This window comes from Mycobacterium sp. GA-2829 (genome assembly GCF_001499965.1).
Taxonomy (GTDB): Bacteria; Actinomycetota; Actinomycetes; order Mycobacteriales; family Mycobacteriaceae; genus Mycobacterium.
On sequence record NZ_LQIT01000002.1, the window covers coordinates 145409 to 163128 of the forward strand.

16 protein-coding genes and 1 pseudogene are annotated in these 17720 nt (G+C 69.6%); 4 read left to right on the forward strand and 13 right to left on the reverse strand.

The window, feature by feature from the left end:
* Positions 1-14: 14 nt before the first annotated feature.
* A complete protein-coding gene (gene tkt / locus AU194_RS02565) occupies positions 15-2105 on the reverse strand; it encodes a transketolase (protein WP_059087649.1) in 2091 nt (696 codons plus the stop codon).
* A 278-nt stretch (positions 2106-2383) separates the two neighbouring features.
* On the opposite strand from tkt, the gene AU194_RS02570 reads away from it, so the two are divergent.
* Positions 2384-3316: a heme o synthase gene (locus tag AU194_RS02570; protein ID WP_059087650.1), complete on the forward strand. Its 933-nt coding sequence runs from the start codon at positions 2384-2386 to the stop codon at positions 3314-3316.
* Here AU194_RS02570 and arfB read toward each other — a convergent pair.
* The 7 genes and pseudogenes from arfB to AU194_RS02605 all read right to left on the reverse strand — a co-directional run bounded on the left by arfB (position 3317) and on the right by AU194_RS02605 (position 10203).
* A pseudogene (arfB, locus tag AU194_RS02575) lies at positions 3317-3749 on the reverse strand (alternative ribosome rescue aminoacyl-tRNA hydrolase ArfB).
* Positions 3750-3758: 9 nt separating this feature from the next.
* Positions 3759-4805, reverse strand: a complete 1047-nt coding sequence (locus AU194_RS02580) for an ABC transporter ATP-binding protein (RefSeq protein WP_059087651.1) — start codon at positions 4803-4805, stop codon at positions 3759-3761.
* 18 nt (positions 4806-4823) lie between these two features.
* The gene (locus AU194_RS02585; RefSeq protein WP_059087652.1) at positions 4824-5639 is read right to left on the reverse strand and encodes a carbohydrate ABC transporter permease; all 816 of its coding nucleotides are present in this window, start codon (positions 5637-5639) and stop codon (positions 4824-4826) included.
* A complete protein-coding gene (locus AU194_RS02590) occupies positions 5639-6499 on the reverse strand; it encodes a carbohydrate ABC transporter permease (protein ID WP_059087653.1) in 861 nt (286 codons plus the stop codon). The genes AU194_RS02585 and AU194_RS02590 overlap by 1 nt, the downstream gene beginning before the upstream one ends.
* 43 nt (positions 6500-6542) lie before the next feature.
* A complete protein-coding gene (locus AU194_RS02595) occupies positions 6543-7874 on the reverse strand; it encodes an ABC transporter substrate-binding protein (protein ID WP_059087654.1) in 1332 nt (443 codons plus the stop codon).
* 59 nt (positions 7875-7933) lie between these two features.
* Positions 7934-8719, reverse strand: a complete 786-nt coding sequence (locus tag AU194_RS02600) for an SDR family NAD(P)-dependent oxidoreductase (protein ID WP_059087655.1) — start codon at positions 8717-8719, stop codon at positions 7934-7936.
* The gene (locus AU194_RS02605) at positions 8719-10203 is read right to left on the reverse strand and encodes an FGGY-family carbohydrate kinase (RefSeq protein ID WP_059087656.1); all 1485 of its coding nucleotides are present in this window, start codon (positions 10201-10203) and stop codon (positions 8719-8721) included. The genes AU194_RS02600 and AU194_RS02605 overlap by 1 nt, the downstream gene beginning before the upstream one ends.
* A gap of 154 nt (positions 10204-10357) precedes the next feature.
* Between AU194_RS02605 and AU194_RS02610 the strand changes: the two genes are divergently transcribed.
* Together AU194_RS02610 and AU194_RS02615 are read left to right on the forward strand one after the other, a co-directional pair.
* Complete coding sequence (locus AU194_RS02610) at positions 10358-11173, forward strand: BtpA/SgcQ family protein (protein WP_059087657.1); 816 nt, start codon at positions 10358-10360, stop codon at positions 11171-11173.
* Between the two features lie 11 nt (positions 11174-11184).
* Entirely contained in the window at positions 11185-11946 is a 762-nt protein-coding gene (locus AU194_RS02615) for an inositol monophosphatase family protein (RefSeq protein ID WP_231743129.1), read from the forward strand.
* Here the strand turns inward: AU194_RS02615 and AU194_RS02620 are convergent, their stop codons facing one another.
* From AU194_RS02620 to AU194_RS02635, 4 genes are all read right to left on the reverse strand, one after another.
* Positions 11947-12723 (reverse strand): DeoR/GlpR family DNA-binding transcription regulator, encoded by a 777-nt coding sequence (locus AU194_RS02620; protein WP_197417490.1) that lies wholly within the window; start codon positions 12721-12723, stop codon positions 11947-11949.
* 52 nt (positions 12724-12775) lie between these two features.
* Positions 12776-13750 (reverse strand): quinone oxidoreductase, encoded by a 975-nt coding sequence (locus tag AU194_RS02625; protein ID WP_059087693.1) that lies wholly within the window; start codon positions 13748-13750, stop codon positions 12776-12778.
* A gap of 844 nt (positions 13751-14594) precedes the next feature.
* Positions 14595-15623, reverse strand: coding sequence for a heme A synthase (locus AU194_RS02630; protein WP_059087658.1), 1029 nt, complete (start codon positions 15621-15623; stop codon positions 14595-14597).
* A 21-nt stretch (positions 15624-15644) separates the two neighbouring features.
* Entirely contained in the window at positions 15645-16226 is a 582-nt protein-coding gene (locus AU194_RS02635; protein ID WP_059087659.1) for a TetR/AcrR family transcriptional regulator, read from the reverse strand.
* Between the two features lie 84 nt (positions 16227-16310).
* Here AU194_RS02635 and AU194_RS02640 point away from each other — a divergent pair, with 84 nt between their 5' ends.
* A complete protein-coding gene (locus AU194_RS02640) occupies positions 16311-16940 on the forward strand; it encodes a hypothetical protein (protein WP_059087660.1) in 630 nt (209 codons plus the stop codon).
* Here AU194_RS02640 and AU194_RS02645 read toward each other — a convergent pair.
* Positions 16908-17684, reverse strand: coding sequence for an ABC transporter permease (locus tag AU194_RS02645; protein ID WP_059087661.1), 777 nt, complete (start codon positions 17682-17684; stop codon positions 16908-16910). The two genes, AU194_RS02640 and AU194_RS02645, sit on opposite strands and share 33 nt — an antisense overlap.
* Positions 17685-17720 lie beyond the last annotated feature (36 nt).

Below are 17720 nucleotides of genomic sequence, written 5' to 3' on the forward strand. Positions count from 1 at the left end.
CTCTTGCCTTCCGGCTAGTTGTTGATGGTGCGTTCCGCTGCCGCGGCCACCGCCTCGGCGGTGAAGCCGAACTCGCGGAACAGCGTCTTGTCGTCGGCGGACTCCCCGTAGTGCTCGATGGAGATGATCTCCCCGGTGTCGCCGACGAGCTTGTACCAGCTCTGCGCGACGGCGGCCTCGACGGCGACGCGCGCGGAGACGTTGGGCGGCAGCACGCTGTCGCGGTACTCCTTGGGCTGACTCTCGAACCATTCGACGCACGGCATCGACACCACGGCGGCGGTGATGTCCTTGTCCGCCAACAGCTTCTTGGCCTCCACAGCCAGCTGGAGCTCCGAACCGGTGCCGATGAGGATCACGTCGGCGCCGGTGGCGTCACCGCCGCCGAGCACGTAGCCGCCGCGCGCCACCCCGTCGCTGTCGGTGCCCTCGAGCACCGGGATGCCCTGACGGGTCAGGATGAAACCGACCGGCCCGCTGCCGTTACCGCGGGCGATGATGCTCTTCCACGCGTACGCCGTCTCGTTCGGGTCGCCCGGGCGGACCACCGACAGGTTCGGGATCGCCCGCAGCGCGGCGAGATGCTCGATCGGCTGGTGGGTCGGACCGTCCTCGCCGAGGCCGATCGAATCGTGGGTCCAGATGTAGATGGTGTCGATGTCCATCAGTGATGCCAACCGCACAGCGGGCCGCATGTAATCCGAGAACTGCAGGAACGTTCCGCCGAACGCCCGGGTGGGTCCGTGCAGCACGATGCCCGAGAGGATCGAGCCCATCGCGTGCTCGCGGATGCCGAAGTGCAGCACCCGGCCGTACCAGTCGGCGGAGAAGTCGTCGGTCGAGATCGACGGCGGACCGAAGGACTTCACCCCCTTGATGGTGGTGTTGTTGCTGCCGGCGAGGTCGGCCGAACCGCCCCACAGCTCCGGCAGATGCGGGGCGACGTCGTTGAGCACCTGGCCGAAGGCCGCGCGGGTGGCGACGGCCTTGCTGCCCGGCTCCCAGTAGGTGATGTCGGCGTCCCAGCCGTCGGGCAGCTCCTCGGCGGTCAGCCGGTCGAGCAGCTTCTTGCGTTCGGGCTCACGCTCGGCCCAGGCGTCGAACTCGGGCTGCCACTTCTCGTGCGCCTCGCGGCCACGCTCGACCAGCTTGCGGGTGTGCTCGATGACCTCGGGACGCACCTCGAAGGTCTTGTCGGGGTCGAAGCCCAGCACCTTCTTGACCGCGGCCACTTCGTCGTCACCCAGTGCCGAGCCGTGCACGCCGCCGGTGTTCATCTTGTTGGGCGCGGGATAGCCGATGATCGTGCGGAGCGCGATGAACGACGGCTTGTCGGTGACTTTCTTGGCCTCTTCGATGGCCGCCTCGATACCCACCACGTTCTCGCCGCCCTCGACCTCCTGCACGTGCCAGCCGTAGGCGCGGTAGCGGGCCGCGACGTCCTCGGACAGCGCGATGTTGGTGTCGTGCTCGATGGAGATCTGGTTCTTGTCGTAGAAGACGATCAGGTTGCCGAGCTGCTGGGTGCCCGCCAGCGAACTCGCCTCGCTGGTCACGCCTTCCTCGATGTCACCGTCGGAGGCGATCACGTAGATGAAGTGGTCGAACGGGCTGGTGCCCGGTGCGGCGTCGGGGTCGAACAGTCCGCGCTCGAACCGTGCGGCCATCGCCATACCCACCGCGGAGGCCAGGCCCTGGCCCAGCGGGCCGGTGGTGATCTCGACGCCCTTGGTGTGGCGGAACTCGGGGTGGCCCGGGGTCTTGGACTTGAACGTGCGCAGCGACTCGATGTCCTCGAGCTCCAGACCGAACCCGCCCAAGTACAGCTGCAGGTACAGCGTGAGGCTGGAATGTCCGCACGACAGGATGAAGCGGTCGCGACCCAGCCAGTGCACGTCGCTCGGATCGTGGCGCATCTGCCGCTGGAACAGGGTGTAGGCCAGCGGCGCGAGGCTCATCGCGGTGCCGGGGTGGCCGTTGCCGACCTTCTGCACGGCGTCGGCCGCCAGCACCCGCACGGTGTCGACCGCGACGGTGTCCAGCTCGCTCCAGTCGTCGGGGTGGTGGGGTTCGGTCAGCGTCGCGATGTCGTCGACGGTGGTCACGTGGCTCGCTCCTTGGTGGCATGTTCGGGCAGCGGCCGTACGAGTAGTCCCTCAGACCGCCCCACCAACCCTAGTGCTCCGGGGCGGGGCGCCGCATCGTGCATGCGGAGGGAATTCGCCGGCTCGCTACGGTGTGATGCTGAAACGACCCTGCGGTCATCCGCGGGTTCCCGCGCGGTCTACCATCGTGCGTAGTAGATGTTGTGCGGCGGCTGTGTTGATCACCAAGCGGAAGACCACCGACATCGGACCACCGCCAACAACGAGGAGTTGACTGCGTGAGCATCCGCGAGCGCCACCTCACCCATGGGGCGCCGTCTCGCATCCGCACCACGGTGTTGGCCTATCTGGCGTTGACGAAGCCGCGCGTGATCGAGCTGCTGCTGGTCACGGCCATCCCGGCGATGCTGCTCGCCGATCGCGGCACGGTCGACCCGCTGCTGATCCTCAACACGCTGATCGGCGGGATGCTGGCCGCCGCGGGTGCGAACACGCTCAACTGCGTCGCCGACGCCGACATCGACAAGAAGATGAAGCGGACCGCGCGCCGCCCGCTGGCCCGCGACACCGTGCCGACCCGCCATGCGCTGATCTTCGGGCTCATCCTGTCCGTCACGTCGTTCGCGTGGCTGTGGGTGACCAGCAACCTGCTGTCCGGGCTGCTGGCCGTGGCCACGATCGCGTTCTACGTCTTCGTCTACACCCTGCTGCTCAAACGCCGCACCTCCCAGAACGTCGTCTGGGGCGGTGCCGCCGGCTGCATGCCCGTGATGATCGGCTGGTCCGCGGTCACCGGCACCATCCAGTGGCCCGCGCTGGTGATGTTCGCGGTGATCTTCTTCTGGACGCCGCCGCACACCTGGGCGCTGGCGATGCGCTACAAGGACGACTACAAGGCCGCCGGGGTGCCGATGCTGCCCGCCGTCGCCACCGAACGTCAGGTGACCCGGCAGATCCTCGTCTACACCTGGCTGACCGTCCTGACCACGCTGCTGTTGGCGCTGGCCACCGGCTGGCTGTACGCCGCGGTCGCGCTGCTCGCGGGGACCTGGTTCCTGGTCATGGCCCACCAGCTCTACAGCGGGGTCAAGCGCGGTGAGCCGGTCAAGCCGCTGCGGCTTTTCCTGCAGTCGAACAACTACCTGGCGGTGGTGTTCGCCGCGCTGGCGGTCGACTCGGTGCTGGCGCTACCCACGCTGCTGCACCTCTAGCTAGGTCTGATCCCAGCCGCCGCGGCGGCCCTGCTTGATCGTGCCCCGGCGCTTCTTCTCACCGATCCGCCGCTCTTTCGCGCCACCGGGTGGGCCGGGTCGGCCGACGCGTCGGTGGGGGAGCCGCGGCGGCGTCGCGCAGCATCCTCGCCATCCGTTCGCGCGCGGCCGCGCGATTCTGGAGTTGCGTGCGGTGCTCACTGGCCGTCACGGTCAGCACGCCCGCGGAGAGCCGGCCGCGCAGCCGGCACAGTATCCGGTGGCGCAGGTGCGAAGGGATCGCCGGTGAGCGGGCCACGTCGAAGGACAGCTCGACCCTGCTGTCGGCCGTGTTGACGCCCTGTCCGCCCGGACCCGACGACCGGGAGAAGCGCTCGCTCAGCTCCGAGGCCGGTACCACCAGCGCCGGTGTCACGACGAGGTCGGTCCGCACCGCACCAGATTAGAGGCGCGTACCGCTGTCCCGATCGAACCGGTGCACGTCGTCGGGCCGGGCGGACAGGTCCACCGCGGTGCCGGGTGCGATGCCGGTGAGTTCGGCCGCGGTGACCACACTGGTCAGCCGTTCGGCGCCGGCACGCACCGTGACGATCGCGCGAGGGCCCAGCAGCTCGACCAGTTCCACCGTCGCCGCGCCCTCGTCGGCCGCGGACAGCGTCAGATCGTCGGGTCGGATGCCGATCGTCACCGCCGCGGCGTCCGGTCCGCCGACGGCGATGCGCAGCCCGTCGCCGCGCAGTTCCCCGCCCGACACGGCGCCGGTGATCAGGTTCATCTTCGGGCTGCCGACGAACGTGGCGACGAACGTGTCCGCGGGCCGCTGGTAGACCTCGGCCGGGGGAGCGGCCTGGGCGATGCGCCCGTCGCGCATCACCACGATGCGGTCCGACAGCGTCATCGCCTCCTCCTGGTCGTGGGTGACGTAGAGGGCGGTGATGCCGAGCCGGCGCTGCAGCCGCAGCAGTTCGGTGCGGGTCTCCACCCGCAGTTTGGCATCGAGGTTGCTCAGCGGTTCGTCGAACAGGAACACCGAGGGTTCGCGGATGATGGCGCGGCCGATCGCCACCCGCTGCTGCTGGCCGCCGGACAGATCCTTCGGTTTGCGGCCGACGAGCTTGCCCAGGCCGAGCGATTCGGCGATCTCGTCGGCGCGCTTCAAGGCCTCGGCGCGCGGGATGCGCTTGGCGCGTAGCGGGAAGGCGATGTTCTCGCGCACCGACAGATGCGGGTACAGCGCGTAGTTCTGGAACACCATCGCGATGTCGCGTTCCTTGGGCTCCAGCGCGGTGACGTCGCGGTCACCGATGCGGATCGCCCCCGAGCTGACCGTCTCCAGCCCTGCCAGCATGCGCAGCGAGGTGGTCTTCCCGCAGCCCGACGGGCCGACCAGCACGGTCATGCTGCCGTCGGCGAGTTCCAGGTCGAGACCCGACACCACGGTGGCGTCGCCGTATGCCTTGGTGACCTTCGAGAAGGTGACCGATGCCATGTGAAAAGTTCCTCGCTACTAGTACTTGACCGCGCCGCCGCTGATCCCCTGGACCAGGCGTCGCTGGATGAAGAAGCTGGCGATCACCACCGGGACGATGGCGATCATGATCGCGGCGCTCATCGTGCCGATCTGGACGCCGCGGAAGGTGTTGAAGTTCGAGATGGCCACCGGCAGGATCGCGGCGTTGCCGGGCGCCAGGATCAGCCCGTAGAACATGTCGTTCCAGCTCAACGTGAACCCGAAGATGCCTGCGGCGCCGATCCCGGGCAGCACCTGCGGCAGCACCACCAGCCGGAACGCCTGCCAGCGGGTGAACCCGTCGACGCGCGCCTGCTCCTCCAGCGAGGCGGGGACGGCCTCGAAGAAGCCGATCAGGAACCACGTCACCAGCGGCAGCACGAACGACAGGTGGGCGAAGATCACCGGCAGCAGCGTGTCGGTCATGCGCAGCGCCTGCGCCATGGTCAGGAACGGAAACACCATGACCGCGGGCGGGACGACCTGGGCGGCGAGCATCCCGAACCGGGTGAGCGAGCCGCCGGCCCGGTATTTGGCGATCACGTAGGCGCCCATGCTGCCGACCACCAAGCTCACCGCCACGGTGACGACACCGACGAGCACGCTGCGTCCGGCGGCGGCGAAGATGCCGGAGTGCAACACCGCCCGCCAGTTGTCCATGGTGGGGCCGAACAACACGAGGAACGGTTCGGACATCTGCGCCGGTGTCTTGAAGCTCGCCAGCGCCACCCAGGCGATGGGGAACAGCACGAACACCAGCGCCGCGGTGAGTACGGCGACGCGCAGGACCTCGAGGGGACGGGGCCGGGTCATCAGGCGGTGGTCCTCTCGCGGTTGCGTTCCATCGCGCGGAAGGCCACCACGATCACCGCCAGCACGAGCACCAGCACGATGAACGCCATCGCGCTGGCTTGCGCGAGCCGGAAGAACTGGATGCCTTCGAGGTACATGAAGTACTGCAGCGTCTGGGTCTCGGTGCCCGGCCCGCCGCGGGTGGTGGCGTAGACGTACTCGAACACCCGCAGGGCGTCGAGCGAGCGCAGCAGCACCGCCACGGTCAGCACCGGCGCCAGCATCGGGATCAGCACCCGGCGCAGCCGGTAGACCGGGCCTGCGCCGTCGACGCGGGCGGCCTCCATGGGCTGTTTGGGCATCGACTCCAGCCCGGCCAGGATGAGGAGCACCATGAACGGCGTCCACTGCCAGACGTCGATGAACGCCAGCGTCAGCAGCGCCTTGCCCGAGCCGAAGAAGTCGTAGTCGGCGCCGACGGCGTGCAGCAGCGCCGGGATCGCGCCGATCTGGTCGTTGAGCAGGAAGCGGAAGATCAGCCCGACGGCGATCGGGGTGATGAACATCGGCGCGAGAACGATCGCCCGGGACAGGTCCTTGGCCCACCGCTGCTGGTGCAGTGCCAGGGCGAGCGCGAAACCGATGACGAGTTCTCCGGCGACGGCCACCACGACGTAGATCGCGGTGGTGCCGAACGCCTCCCAGAACGCCGGATTCTTCAGTGCGGTGCCGAAGTTGGCGACGCCGACGAAGTCCGGGGCCTGCCGATCGGTGAGTCGGTAGTCGGTCACCGCGAGGTAGGCCGCATAGCAGAGCGGGAATCCGACGGCCACGCTGAACAGGGCCAGCAGCGGCATCAGCATGCCGTACTTGAATTTCATGCGGCCGTGCCCGTCTGAGTCGTGGCCGCCGGATTCCCGTGTGTCACTTCTGGATTCGCTCCGCAGCCGCCTGCGCGTCCCGCAGTGCGTCGGCGACGCTCTTGTTGCCTGCCGCGGCGTCGTTGAGTTCGGTGCCCACGGCCTGGATCATCTCCTCGCCGCCGCGTCCCTGGGTGAGCGGGGCGGCGTCGGCCAGGATCTCACCGACGGTGCGGTAGTACTCCTCGCCGTAGCCGTCGGCGAGCACCTTGGGATCGGTCAGCGAACCCTTGCGGATCACCGCGCCGCCTGCGGCGACACGTTCGGCGTCGACGGCCGGGGAGGTGATCCACGACGCGAACGCCCACGCCGCGTCAGGGGCCGCCGAGTTCGCCGGGATCGCCCAGCTCCACAGTCCCAGTGCGGATTTGCCGCCCGGGATCGGCGCCAGCGCGAACTGGCCCGCGCGTTCGCCGGAGGCGCCTGCCGGGTCGTTGAGGGCGGGCAGGTTCCAGTTGTAGCCGATCATCGAGGCGGCGTTCCCGCCGGAGACCGACCGGAAGGCCTCGTCGAAGCCCCACGACAGGCTGTTCGCCGGCGCCGCGGTGCGGTACGTCTCGATGTAGGCGTTCAGGGCGCGGGCGGCCTCTTCGGTGTCGAGCGACGGTTTACCGTCCTCGCCGTAGATCGACCCGCCCGCGGCGAACAGCCAGTTCGCCCATTCCTCGAAGATCTTGTAGCCGCGCTGGGGCTGCATGGCGATGCCCGCGCGGTTGCCGTCCTTGAGCCGCTGCGAGGTGCTGACCAGCGCGTCGAGGTCGGTGGGGACCTGCAGTTTGGCGGCCTCGAGATCGGGCTTGTTGTAGATGTAGCCCAGCGCGTAGTTGTAGAACGGCACCCCGTAGGTGGTGCCGTCGACGTCGGTGATGTCGGTCAGCGACGGGAAGAAGTCGTCGGGCTGGTAGTCGGGGGTCGACGAGATGCGGTCGTTCAGTGGCTCGAGGAAGCCGGCCGCGGCGAAGTCGTCCATCCACGGGTTGTCGACGACGATCAGGTCGTATGCCGGTTCGGCGGCCTGGAACGACGACACCAACCGGTCGCGCATCTGGTCGAACGTCATGGTCTCGATCTGGACCTTGATGTCGGGGTATTTCTCGTTGAACTGACCGACCATGCCGGAAACGATGTCGGTGTCGGGCACGTTCTCCATCAGCACGCGCACGGTGGCGTTGGTGTCGGTCGGGATGTCACCCAGCCCCGAGGAGCTCTGCTCATCGCCGGATCCGCCGGAGCCGGCGCACCCGGCCAGGACCAGGGAGGTGGTCGCGACGACTGCCGGCAGCCATCGCGCGGCGCTACGCCGCGCTGGGCGCCGGCCGAGCATCGGGATCTTCATGGGTTCTCACTTCCTACTGGTTGGACTGGATCGAGTGCACCGGGTCGGCGGGTCCCGGCTCAATCCATGTACGCACCGCCGTTGACGGAGAGCGCTTCGCCGGTGATGAACCGGGCGTCCTCGGACACCAGGAAGGCCACCGCACGGGCGACGTCATCCGGTGTCTGCAGCCGGGCCAGCGGGGTGGCGTCGACCCAGCTCTGTCGCACCGCATCCGGCGTCGAACCCGTGAGCTTGGCCTCCCACTCGAGTTCGCGGGACTGCATAGGGGTGGCGACGAAGCCCGGGCACACGCAGTTCACGGTGATCTGGTCGGCGGCCAGTTCGAAGGCCATGGCCTGGGTCAGCCCCAGCACGGCGAATTTCGATGCCACGTAGTCCGAGAGGAACGGAACGCGGCCCTGTTTGGCGGCCATCGACGCGGTGTTGACGATCGTGCCCGCCCGGCCGGTGCGGATCATCGCCCTGGCGGCGGCCTGCCCGCAGAAGAACACCGCCTTGGTGTTGATGTCGAGCGAGCGGTCGTACTGGTCCGGGGTGACGTCGACGAACCGCGCCATCGCCGAGATCCCGGCGTTGTTGATCCACGCGTCGAGGCCGAACCGGTCGGCCACGTCGTCGGCCAGCCGACCGGCCGCCGCGGCGTCGGTCACGTCCAGCTGCCGGGCCTCGTGGCCGCCGCCCGGAGTCAGTCCTGCGACGGTCTCCTCGGCGCCGGCGAGATTGACGTCGGTGACGATGACCCGCCAGCCGCGGCCCGCGAGCGTCGTCGCGATGGCACGCCCGATCCCGGATCCGGCGCCGGTCACGACGGCGGTCTGAGGGGCGGGGGAGGCGGCGGTCATCACGGAGCCTTTCGAGCGAGCTGATGGGAGACGGGGGTGAGTAGATCACCGAGGGTGCGCCACTGCGCATAGGCCTCGGCGTACCGGTCGACGTTGCGGGGGTCGGGTTCGACGGCGTCGCCGAGGGTGAGGAAGCGCTGCACACCGTCCCAGTCGTCGATGGCGCCGACACCGATGCCTGCGATCACCGCGGCGCCGAGCGAGGCGCCGGGATGGCCGATCACCGGATACAGCGCGGTGTTCAGCACGTCGGCGTGGATCTGCTTCCACAGCACCGACTTGCTGCCGCCGTTGGTGACCATGGCCCGCCTCAGCGGGACTCCGATCGAGGCGAACACGTCGGTGTGGTGCTTGAACCCGAACGCGATGGCCTCGAGCACCGAGCGGTACATGTCGGCGCGGGTGTGAGCCAGGTCGAGGCCGACGAACGCACCCCGCAGATCCGGATCGTGCAGGGGGCTCTTCTCACCGAGAAAGTAGGGCAGACAGAGCACTTCGGCGGCGGGGCGGCCTGCGGCCTCGTCGTCGAGCTGCAGAAGGTCCACACCACCGGTCAGGGTCTGGAACCACCGGATCAGGCTGCCGCTGGTGGCCATGCAGCCGTTGGGCAGCCACCGCCCCGGGACCGGGTGCGCGTCCAGATAGAGCCGGCCGTCGATGACGGGGGTGTCGCTGGCGGCCAGGATGTCGCCCGCGCCACCGAGTTTCACCAGCCAGTCGCCTGCGGCGTTGACCCCCGCCGCGTACGCCGACAGCACATGGTCGGCGCCGCCGACGATCAGCGGAAGCCCTTCGGGTAGACCGGTGGCCGCGGCCGCGGCGGCGCTCAGTGTGCCCGCCTGCGCGCCGGGCACCAATACGTCGGGGACGATGTCCGCGCCCAGACCGGCTGCGGCATAGACGGGTTCGTAACGCTGGGCGTCGATGGTGGCCAGGCCCGATTCGATGGCCCAGTTCAGTTCGACGTGCGGGGCGGCGCCCAGCGCCATCAGCACCCAGTCGTAGGACCCGACGAGGCGCACGGTGCGCGCCCACGTCTCGGGTTCGTTGTCGCGCAACCACATCGCGGTGGGCGCCACCGACTGCTGGGTGATCGCCGATCCGGTGGCGGCCAGGACGTCGGTGGGGTCGAGTGCCGCGCGCAACCGCTCGATCTGCTCGGTGGCGCGGGCGTCGTTCTGCAGTATGGCCCGTCGGACCGGGGCGCCGTCACCGTCGACCGGGACGACCGCGGGCACCATACCCGTGGTGGCGAGCGCACCCACCTGATTCGCGGGCACGCCGGACTCGTCGAGCACTGCGCGAATCGTGCTGTGTGCGTTGTCGATCCACTGTGCAGGATCGGCCTCGGCGTGTCCGGGGGCGTCGGCGAACAGCCGGCTCTCCCGCGACGCCTGGGCCACGATGCGCGCCGCCCCGACGTCGATGAGCACCGTCTTGGTTCCCGTGGTGCCGATGTCGACACCGATCGTGAACTGCGACATCCCGTCCTCTCATCCGCTCGGGTGCTGACCGTACCGCGTATCTGTTAGATTCTCACACGTTGTGTGTAACCGTCACGTAAATCGCTGTGTGGCCGCGCGTTGACTGTTATTTAATAACATCCAGGATGTCGTCGACAACCGTGAGAGGCGTTCCATGACCAATTGGCTCGATGAAGTGTTCGCGGTGCGCAAGCCCGTGATCGCGATGCTGCACCTGTCCGCGCTGCCCGGCGACCCGGGATACGACTCGGCGGCCGGGTTGCGCGCGGTGGTGGACCGTGCCAGGGAGGAACTCGCGGCGCTGCGCGAAGGCGGCGTCGACGGTGTGATGATCTCCAACGAGTTCAGCCTGCCGTACCTGACCAAGACCGAACCCATCACCGCCATCACGATGGCACGCATCATCGGCGAACTGCTGCCCGACCTCACGCTGCCGTACGGCGTGAACGTGCTATGGGACGGCCGCGCCTCGATCGACCTCGCCGTCGCCACCGGCGCCCAGTGGGTGCGGGAGATCTTCACCGGGGTGTACGCCAGCGACTTCGGCTTGTGGGACACCAATGTCGGCGCCGTGGCCCGGCACCGCCAGCGCGTCGGCGGCGCCGGGGTGAAGCTGCTGTTCAACATCGTGCCCGAATCGGCGGCCTACCTGGCCAACCGGGACCTCGCGTCGATCACCAAGACCACGGTGTTCGCCACCGCGCCCGACGGCATCTGCGTCTCCGGCCTGACCGCCGGTGCGGCCACCGACTCCCAGGCGCTGCAGATCGTCAAGGCCGAGGCCGGCGACGTCCCGGTGTTCGTCAACACCGGTGTGCGCGCCCACAACGCGGCCGAGCAGCTCTCGATCGCCGACGGCGCGATCGTCGGGACCTACTTCAAGGAGGACGGGGTGTTCGAGAACCGCGCGGTCGCGTCCCGGGTCACCGAGCTCATGACCGCCGTGCGGGACTTCCGCGCCACGCTGTGAAGCCGCGCATCGTGAGCGGGCGGGAGATCCCACCGTCGCCGGGCGACCTCGAAGACCTCGCCGCGGTCGCCGCCCGGATCGGCGCCCAACTGTGCCTGGCCCGGCTGGGCGAACCGATCACGGTGAGCACCAAGAGTGCGGCCGGGGACGTGGTCACCCCGGTGGACCGGGCCGCCGAGGAGGCGGTGCGCGAGGCCATCCACGAGGTGCGGCCCGCCGACTCGCTGCTCGGCGAGGAGCTGCCTGCCCACACCGGGACGAGCGGATTCGAGTGGGTCATCGATCCACTCGACGGCACCACCAACTACACCCGGCTCATCCCGTACTTCGCCACCTCCGTCGCGGTGCGCCGGATCTCGGACGGCGCCTGGCTGGCCGGTGCGGTGGCCGCGCCCGCGCTGGGATCCCTCTGGAGTGCCGCCCGAGGCGGGGGAGCGCAATTGCGTTCCCCCGCGCAGCGGGCGGTGCTGCCGCTGCAGCTGCCCGCGACCACGGCACGGCTGATCGGTACCGGGCTGTCGTACGACCCGGACCGGCGTCGCCGCCAGGTCCGCGAACTCGGCTCGGTGATCGCCGATTACACCGACATGCGCCGGTTCGGCGCCGCGGCGGTCGACCTGTGCCTGGTGGCCCAGGGCAGCCTGCACGCGTTCGTCGAGGCCGATCTCGCTGTGCACGACTGGGCCGCGGGTGCGCTCATCGCCGAGGAGGCGGGGGCGACGGTGTACCGGCCCGGCGACGGCGACGACGCGGTATCGGCGGCCTGGGTCTGATCAGCCGACGCAGACCACCTGAACGCCCCTGTCCCGCAACGTCTCCAGTGTCGGGTGTGCGGGCGGGCCGTCGGTGACGAGGACCGAGATCGACGACACCGGCGCGACGTTGATCAACTGCACGCGGCCGAGTTTCGTCGCGTCGGCGGCCACGATGACCCGGTCCGCCGACCGCATCGCGGCCTGTTTGACGTTGCCTTCCTCGCGGTGGTACTCCGACGCGCCGCGTTTCCCGTCGACGCCGGCGATCCCCATCACGTAGGTGTCGCAGTTGTAGCGCAGGTAGAAGTCCTCGGCTTCGGCGCCGATGAGGCTCAGTTCGCCGGGGCGCACCTTGCCGCCGGTGAGCAGGATCGTCGTATCGGGTTCGTCGGCGAGTTCTACGGCGACCAGCACACTCGGGGTGATCACGGTCAGTCCGAGCCCTCGGCCCCGGATGGCGCGGGCGACCGCGAGGACGGTGCTGCCGCTGTCGAGGATCACCGTCTCGTGCGGATGCAGCAGATCGGCCACCGCGCTGGCGATGTGGATTTTCTCGTCGGCCGCTTCGGCGGCGCGCGCGGCGAACGACGGTTCGGTCGACTTGCCGCCGAACGCGATCGCCCCGCCGAGCACCCGGCGCGCGACGCCCTGATCCTCCAGCCGCTCGATGTCCCGGCGGATCGTCATCTCGGACACGCCGAATTCCCCAGCCAGAGAAGCGAAGTCGACTTCCCGGTCGGTGTCGATCCTGGCGGCGATCGCCGCGCGGCGAGCCTGTGCGTTCAGCGGGGACACCGCTTCAGCGTATGCCACGGGTGTGAAAACTTCACACCCGATCACACGATTGTTACGGGATCAACACCACCGACCCGACCGTCTTGCGACCCTGCAGATCACGGTGCGCGCGTTCGGCGTCGGCCAGGGGATACCGCTCGCTGACGGTCACCGTGATCGTGCCCTTGGCGATCGCGTCGAGCACTTCGCCCGCACGCCAGGAGAACTCGTCCGGGGTCCGCGTGTAGTGCACCAGGCTCGGCCGGGTGAGGTACACCGAACCGGCCTGGTTGAGCCGCTGCGGGTCGAACGGCGGGACGGGTCCGCTGGAGGCGCCGAACAGCGCGAGCGTGCCGCGGACGGCGAGACTGGCCAGGCTGGCCTCGAATGTCGCCGCGCCGACGCCGTCGTACACCGCCGCCACCCCGTTGCCCCCGGTGAGCTCGCGGATCCGGGCGCCGAACTCCTGCGGATCGTCGGGATAGTCGAGCACCTCGAACGCCCCGGCCCGGCGGGACATTTCGGCCTTCTCCGGTGTCGACACCGTCGTGATGACCTTGGCGGCCTTGCTGGTGGCCCACTGGGTCAGGATGAGCCCGACCCCGCCGGCGCCCGCGTGCAGAAGCACGGTGTCGCCCTGGGCGATCGGATAGGTCGAGGTGATCAGATAGTGCGCGGTCATCCCCTTCAGCAGGGCCGAGGCGGCGGCCTCGGGCGCCACTCCGTCCGGCACGTAGGCCACGAAATCGGCGGGCGCCAGGGCGTATTCGGCGTAGGCACCGAGCGCCTTGTCCGTGACGACACGATCGCCGACCTGCAGTGCCGCGACGTCGTCGCCGACGGCCTCGATCGTGCCGCAAATCTCGGTGCCCACTACGAACGGCACCTCCCGCGGGTACAGACCCGACCGGAAGTAGGTGTCGATGAAGTTGACGCCGATGGCTTCGGCCTTGATGAGGACCTGGCCGGGGCCGGGTGTGGGCCGGTCCTTCTCGACGTGGGTGAGGACCTCGGGACCGCCGGTCTCGGCGACTTCGATGGCGTACATGGGCACCATCATCCCCGCCTAGCATGACGGGGTGAAGCTCGCCCGGCCCGACCTGTTCCACCCGCGCATCGTGTTGGCCGCCTGCCCGGCGCTGCCGACGAGCGACGGGGACGACGACGGGCTGATCGCCGCCCTGCGCACCCGCGGTCTGCACGCGCGCTGGCTGTCCTGGGACGACCCCGCCACACTCGAGGCCGATGTGGTGATCCTGCGGGCCACCTGGGACTACATCGAGCGGCTCGACGAGTTCCTGGCGTGGACGGGGCGGGTCCGTCACCTGCTCAACGGTCCCGCCGTGGTGGCGTGGAACACCGACAAGCACTATCTCGTCGACCTGGCCGAGCGCGGCGTGCCGACCGTGCCGACGGCCTACTTCACGGCCACCGACACCGTCGAGATCCCCGCGGGCGAGGTGGTGGTCAAACCCGCGGTCGGTGGCGGTTCGGTCGGGGCGCAACGCTTCCGCGACCGCGACGCCGCGGCCGCCCACGCCGAGCAGCTGCAGGCGCAGGGCCGCGCGGTGCTCGTGCAGCCCTACGACGGCGGCGTGGAGTACGGCGAGACGGCGCTGGTCTTCCTCGGCGGGCAGCGCTCACACGCGTTCACCAAGGCCGCGATCCTGCCCCCGGCCGGGCCGCCGGAGTTCGACGAGTCGGGGACTTACGCGCTGGAGACGCTCGGACCCGCCGAACCCGACGTCGAGCTCTGGGATCTGGGCTACGCGGCGCTGAATGCGGCGGCGGCGGTCATCGGGATCGAACGGTCGGAGTTCCTCTACGCGCGGGTGGACGTCATCGGCGACCACCGCGACGCGCGGGTCCTCGAGGTGGAACTGGTCGAACCGTCACTGGGCTTTCGGCAGCTCGACGCCGCCACCCGCGCGGGCTGCGAACGCGACTTCGCCGTCGCCGTCGAGTCCGCGCTCGAGCGCCTCGGTCTTGGACCGCTGTCGCATCGACGCCCATAGCGCCGCCGTCGCGGCCGTCGAGGCGGCCGCCCCGGCGACGTGGACGGCGACCAGTGCGGCGGGCACACCGGTGGCGAACTGGACCGCACCGACCGTGCCTTGGGCGACGACGATCGCGACCAGCACGCCCAGTCGGAGCTGCACGGGTCGCGGCGCGCGGACCGCGAGCAGCCCGAAACCGAGCGCGACCAGCAGCGACAGGTAGGCGACCAGCAGCGCCGAGTGCAGGTGGACGAGCGTGGTGATCTCCACCTGCAGCCGGGGAACGGGTTGTTCGATGCTCTTGTCGCCGGCGTGCGGGCCCGCCCCGGTCACAAAGGTGCCGGTCACCAGGACCGCGGCCAGGACGACCGCCGACAGCGCCGCGAGCTGGCGCAGGGGTTTCGGCACGGTGCGGACGCGGACGCCGTCGTCGGGTTCGCCGATCTTCACGAACAGCAGCACCGACAGCCAGACCATCGCCATGGAGACCAGCAGGTGGATCGCGACGGTCCACCACAGCAGTCCGGTGAGCACGGTGATGCCACCGATCACGGCCTGCGCGACGGTCGAGGCCGGCATCAGCCATGCGTAGACCTGCACTTCGCGGCGGCGCCGCGCGCGGGTGACGGCCAGCACCGCGGCGGCGGCGGTCAGCACGACGAGGAACGTGATGAGGCGGTTGCCGAACTCGACCGCCTGATGGATACCGGGCACCTCGGCGTGCGGGACCGGGGTGAAGCTACCGGGGAAGCACTGCGGCCAGGTGGGGCAGCCGAGGCCCGATGCGGTGACGCGGACGATCGCCCCGGTGACCGAGATGCCGCCCTGGGTGAGGATGACGGCCACCGCGATCGCGCGCTGGACCCGCAGACTGGGCAGCGGCAGCAGGTCGACCAGCCGCAGGAAGAGTCGTCTGACGGGCACGAACCCGATGGTAGAGCACCACTAACTACGAGTCGTAGTAGGGGAGACGAACGGGACGAGGACCTCGTCGACGAGCTGCACCACGAGGTCGTCGGTGATCGGGTCGCCGGTGATCAGCAGCCGGTGCCACAGCACGCTCTGACCGAGTTCGCGCGCGATCTCCACCGGCACATCCGTGCGCACGTCGCCTCGCGCGACGCCGCGCTGCAGGAGTGCGGCCATCTCCTGTTTGCGCCAGCCGATCACGTCGTCGCGGAACGCCGCCGCCAGTTCGGGATCGTGGGCGGCGGCCGCGACGGCGGCCTTGATCACCGCGGCCTGCGGTCCGGTGAACAACGCGACCCAACCGCGCAGCACGGCCAGCATGTCGTCGCGGTAGCTGCCGGTGTCGGCGTGCGGGATCGCGGTCGTCGCGACGCCCATCAACGTGTCGCGCAGCAGGGCGGCGCGGTCGGGCCAGCGCCGGTACAGCACCGGCTTGCTGGTCCGCGCCGCGGCGGCCACCGACTCCATCGTCACGCCTGCCGGTCCGTGTTCGGCCAGCAGCGACAGCACGGCCGAGCGGATCGCGGCGCCGAGTTCGGCCCCGTGGCGTCTGCCCATTCGTCCACCTCTCAAGGAAACGTTTGCGTATCTTAACGCGCGGTTCTACCGTCAAGATACGAAACCGTTTCCTAGGAGGTCATCATGTCGCGTCCCGTCCTCTATCCGCTGCGCACCGTCGACACCGCGACCGTGCGCGTCCTCACCGCACCCCACGGCCGCCGACGCGTGACCATCGACCATCGGCCGCTCGCCGGGCTGACACCGGCGATGCTGCTCGACTGGTTCACCCACCTCGGGGAGACGATGACCTACGGCGGGCAGGTGATCGACCGGTATCTGGCCTGGCACCCGATCGACCACATCGCGTGGGAGCTCGCCCGACCCGCACCCGGCGGCGGGGCGGCCGACGGCGCGCGGTTCCGCATGGTGGAGGCCTTCGGCGGCCGGCCCGAATGCAAGATCGACGAGGTGGCCCGCGTCGAGAAGCTCGACGAGACCGGGATCCGGCTGGTGAAGCGGCTCGGCGGGGCGGTGTACTTCCAGCTCGAGCACACCTGGTCGGCGGGCGCCGACGGTGCGCACTACGTGACGGTGATGGACCTCGGGGCGCGATCTCCGCTGCTCGCTCCGGTCAACCGACTGGTGTCACGTCACTTCCCGGACGACAAGCTGCGTGCGTGGATCCGGCACAACATCGAGGAGGTCGGCCAGCTCGAGTACCTGCTGCCGACCCTGGTCTCACGTGAAGCGGAACCAGCGCAGCGCGCATAGGGCGGCCACGCCACCCCAGACGGCGAGCACGGCCAGGCCCAACCAGTCGACCGACAGCGTCATCGCCTGGGTCAGCGCCTCGGTCAGCGCACCCGACGGGGTGAGCCGCGCGGCCCACGCCAGCGCGTTCGGCACCGCCTGACCCTCCAGCGTCAGCGCGCCCAGACCCGCGAACACGAACCACAGCAGGTTGGCCACCGCCAGCACGATCTCAGCGCGCAGCGTGCCGCCGAGCAGCAGGCCCAGCGCGGCGAACCCCGCGGTACCCAGCGCGATGATCACCGCACCCAGCACCAGGCCCAGGATCTCCGGACGCCAGCCCAGCGCGAGGCCGATGGCGCCCAGCAGGATCGACTGCAGGAACACCACCGCCACCACGGCCAGCGATTTGCCCGCGATGATGCCCCACACCGGAAGTGCCGTCGCGCCAAGGCGTTTCAGCGCGCCGTAGCGGCGGTCGAAGGCAACCGCGATGGCCTGGCCGGTGAACGCCGTCGAGATCACCGCCAGCGCCATGATCGCCGGGACGAACGTGCCCGCGCGGTCGTCGCCGAAATCGCCGAGCGGGAGCAGCACCAGCCCGACCAGCAGCGTGATCGGGATGAACATCGTCAGCAGCAGCTGTTCGCCGTTGCGCAGGAGCAGCCGCAGCTCGAGGCCGAACTGTGCCGCCAGCATCTTCGACACCGCGGCGGGCCTGGGGTCCGGGGTGAACGTACCCGGTGCGAACTGGTTGGTCGTCACGAGCGCCCACCCTTCGTCGAGGCTGCGGTGAGATCG

Coding starts and splice junctions, on each gene's coding strand:
- AU194_RS02580 (WP_059087651.1), bottom strand. CDS start 4,805: ATGGCATCGGTCACCTTCTCGAAGGTCACCAAGGCATACGGCGACGCC.
- AU194_RS02585 (WP_059087652.1), bottom strand. CDS start 5,639: ATGACCCGGCCCCGTCCCCTCGAGGTCCTGCGCGTCGCCGTACTCACC.
- AU194_RS02590 (WP_059087653.1), bottom strand. CDS start 6,499: ATGAAATTCAAGTACGGCATGCTGATGCCGCTGCTGGCCCTGTTCAGC.
- AU194_RS02595 (WP_059087654.1), bottom strand. CDS start 7,874: ATGAAGATCCCGATGCTCGGCCGGCGCCCAGCGCGGCGTAGCGCCGCG.
- AU194_RS02600 (WP_059087655.1), bottom strand. CDS start 8,719: ATGACCGCCGCCTCCCCCGCCCCTCAGACCGCCGTCGTGACCGGCGCC.
- AU194_RS02605 (WP_059087656.1), bottom strand. CDS start 10,203: ATGTCGCAGTTCACGATCGGTGTCGACATCGGCACCACGGGAACCAAG.
- AU194_RS02610 (WP_059087657.1), top strand. CDS start 10,358: ATGACCAATTGGCTCGATGAAGTGTTCGCGGTGCGCAAGCCCGTGATC.
- AU194_RS02625 (WP_059087693.1), bottom strand. CDS start 13,750: ATGTACGCCATCGAAGTCGCCGAGACCGGCGGTCCCGAGGTCCTCACC.
- AU194_RS02635 (WP_059087659.1), bottom strand. CDS start 16,226: ATGGGCAGACGCCACGGGGCCGAACTCGGCGCCGCGATCCGCTCGGCC.
- AU194_RS02640 (WP_059087660.1), top strand. CDS start 16,311: ATGTCGCGTCCCGTCCTCTATCCGCTGCGCACCGTCGACACCGCGACC.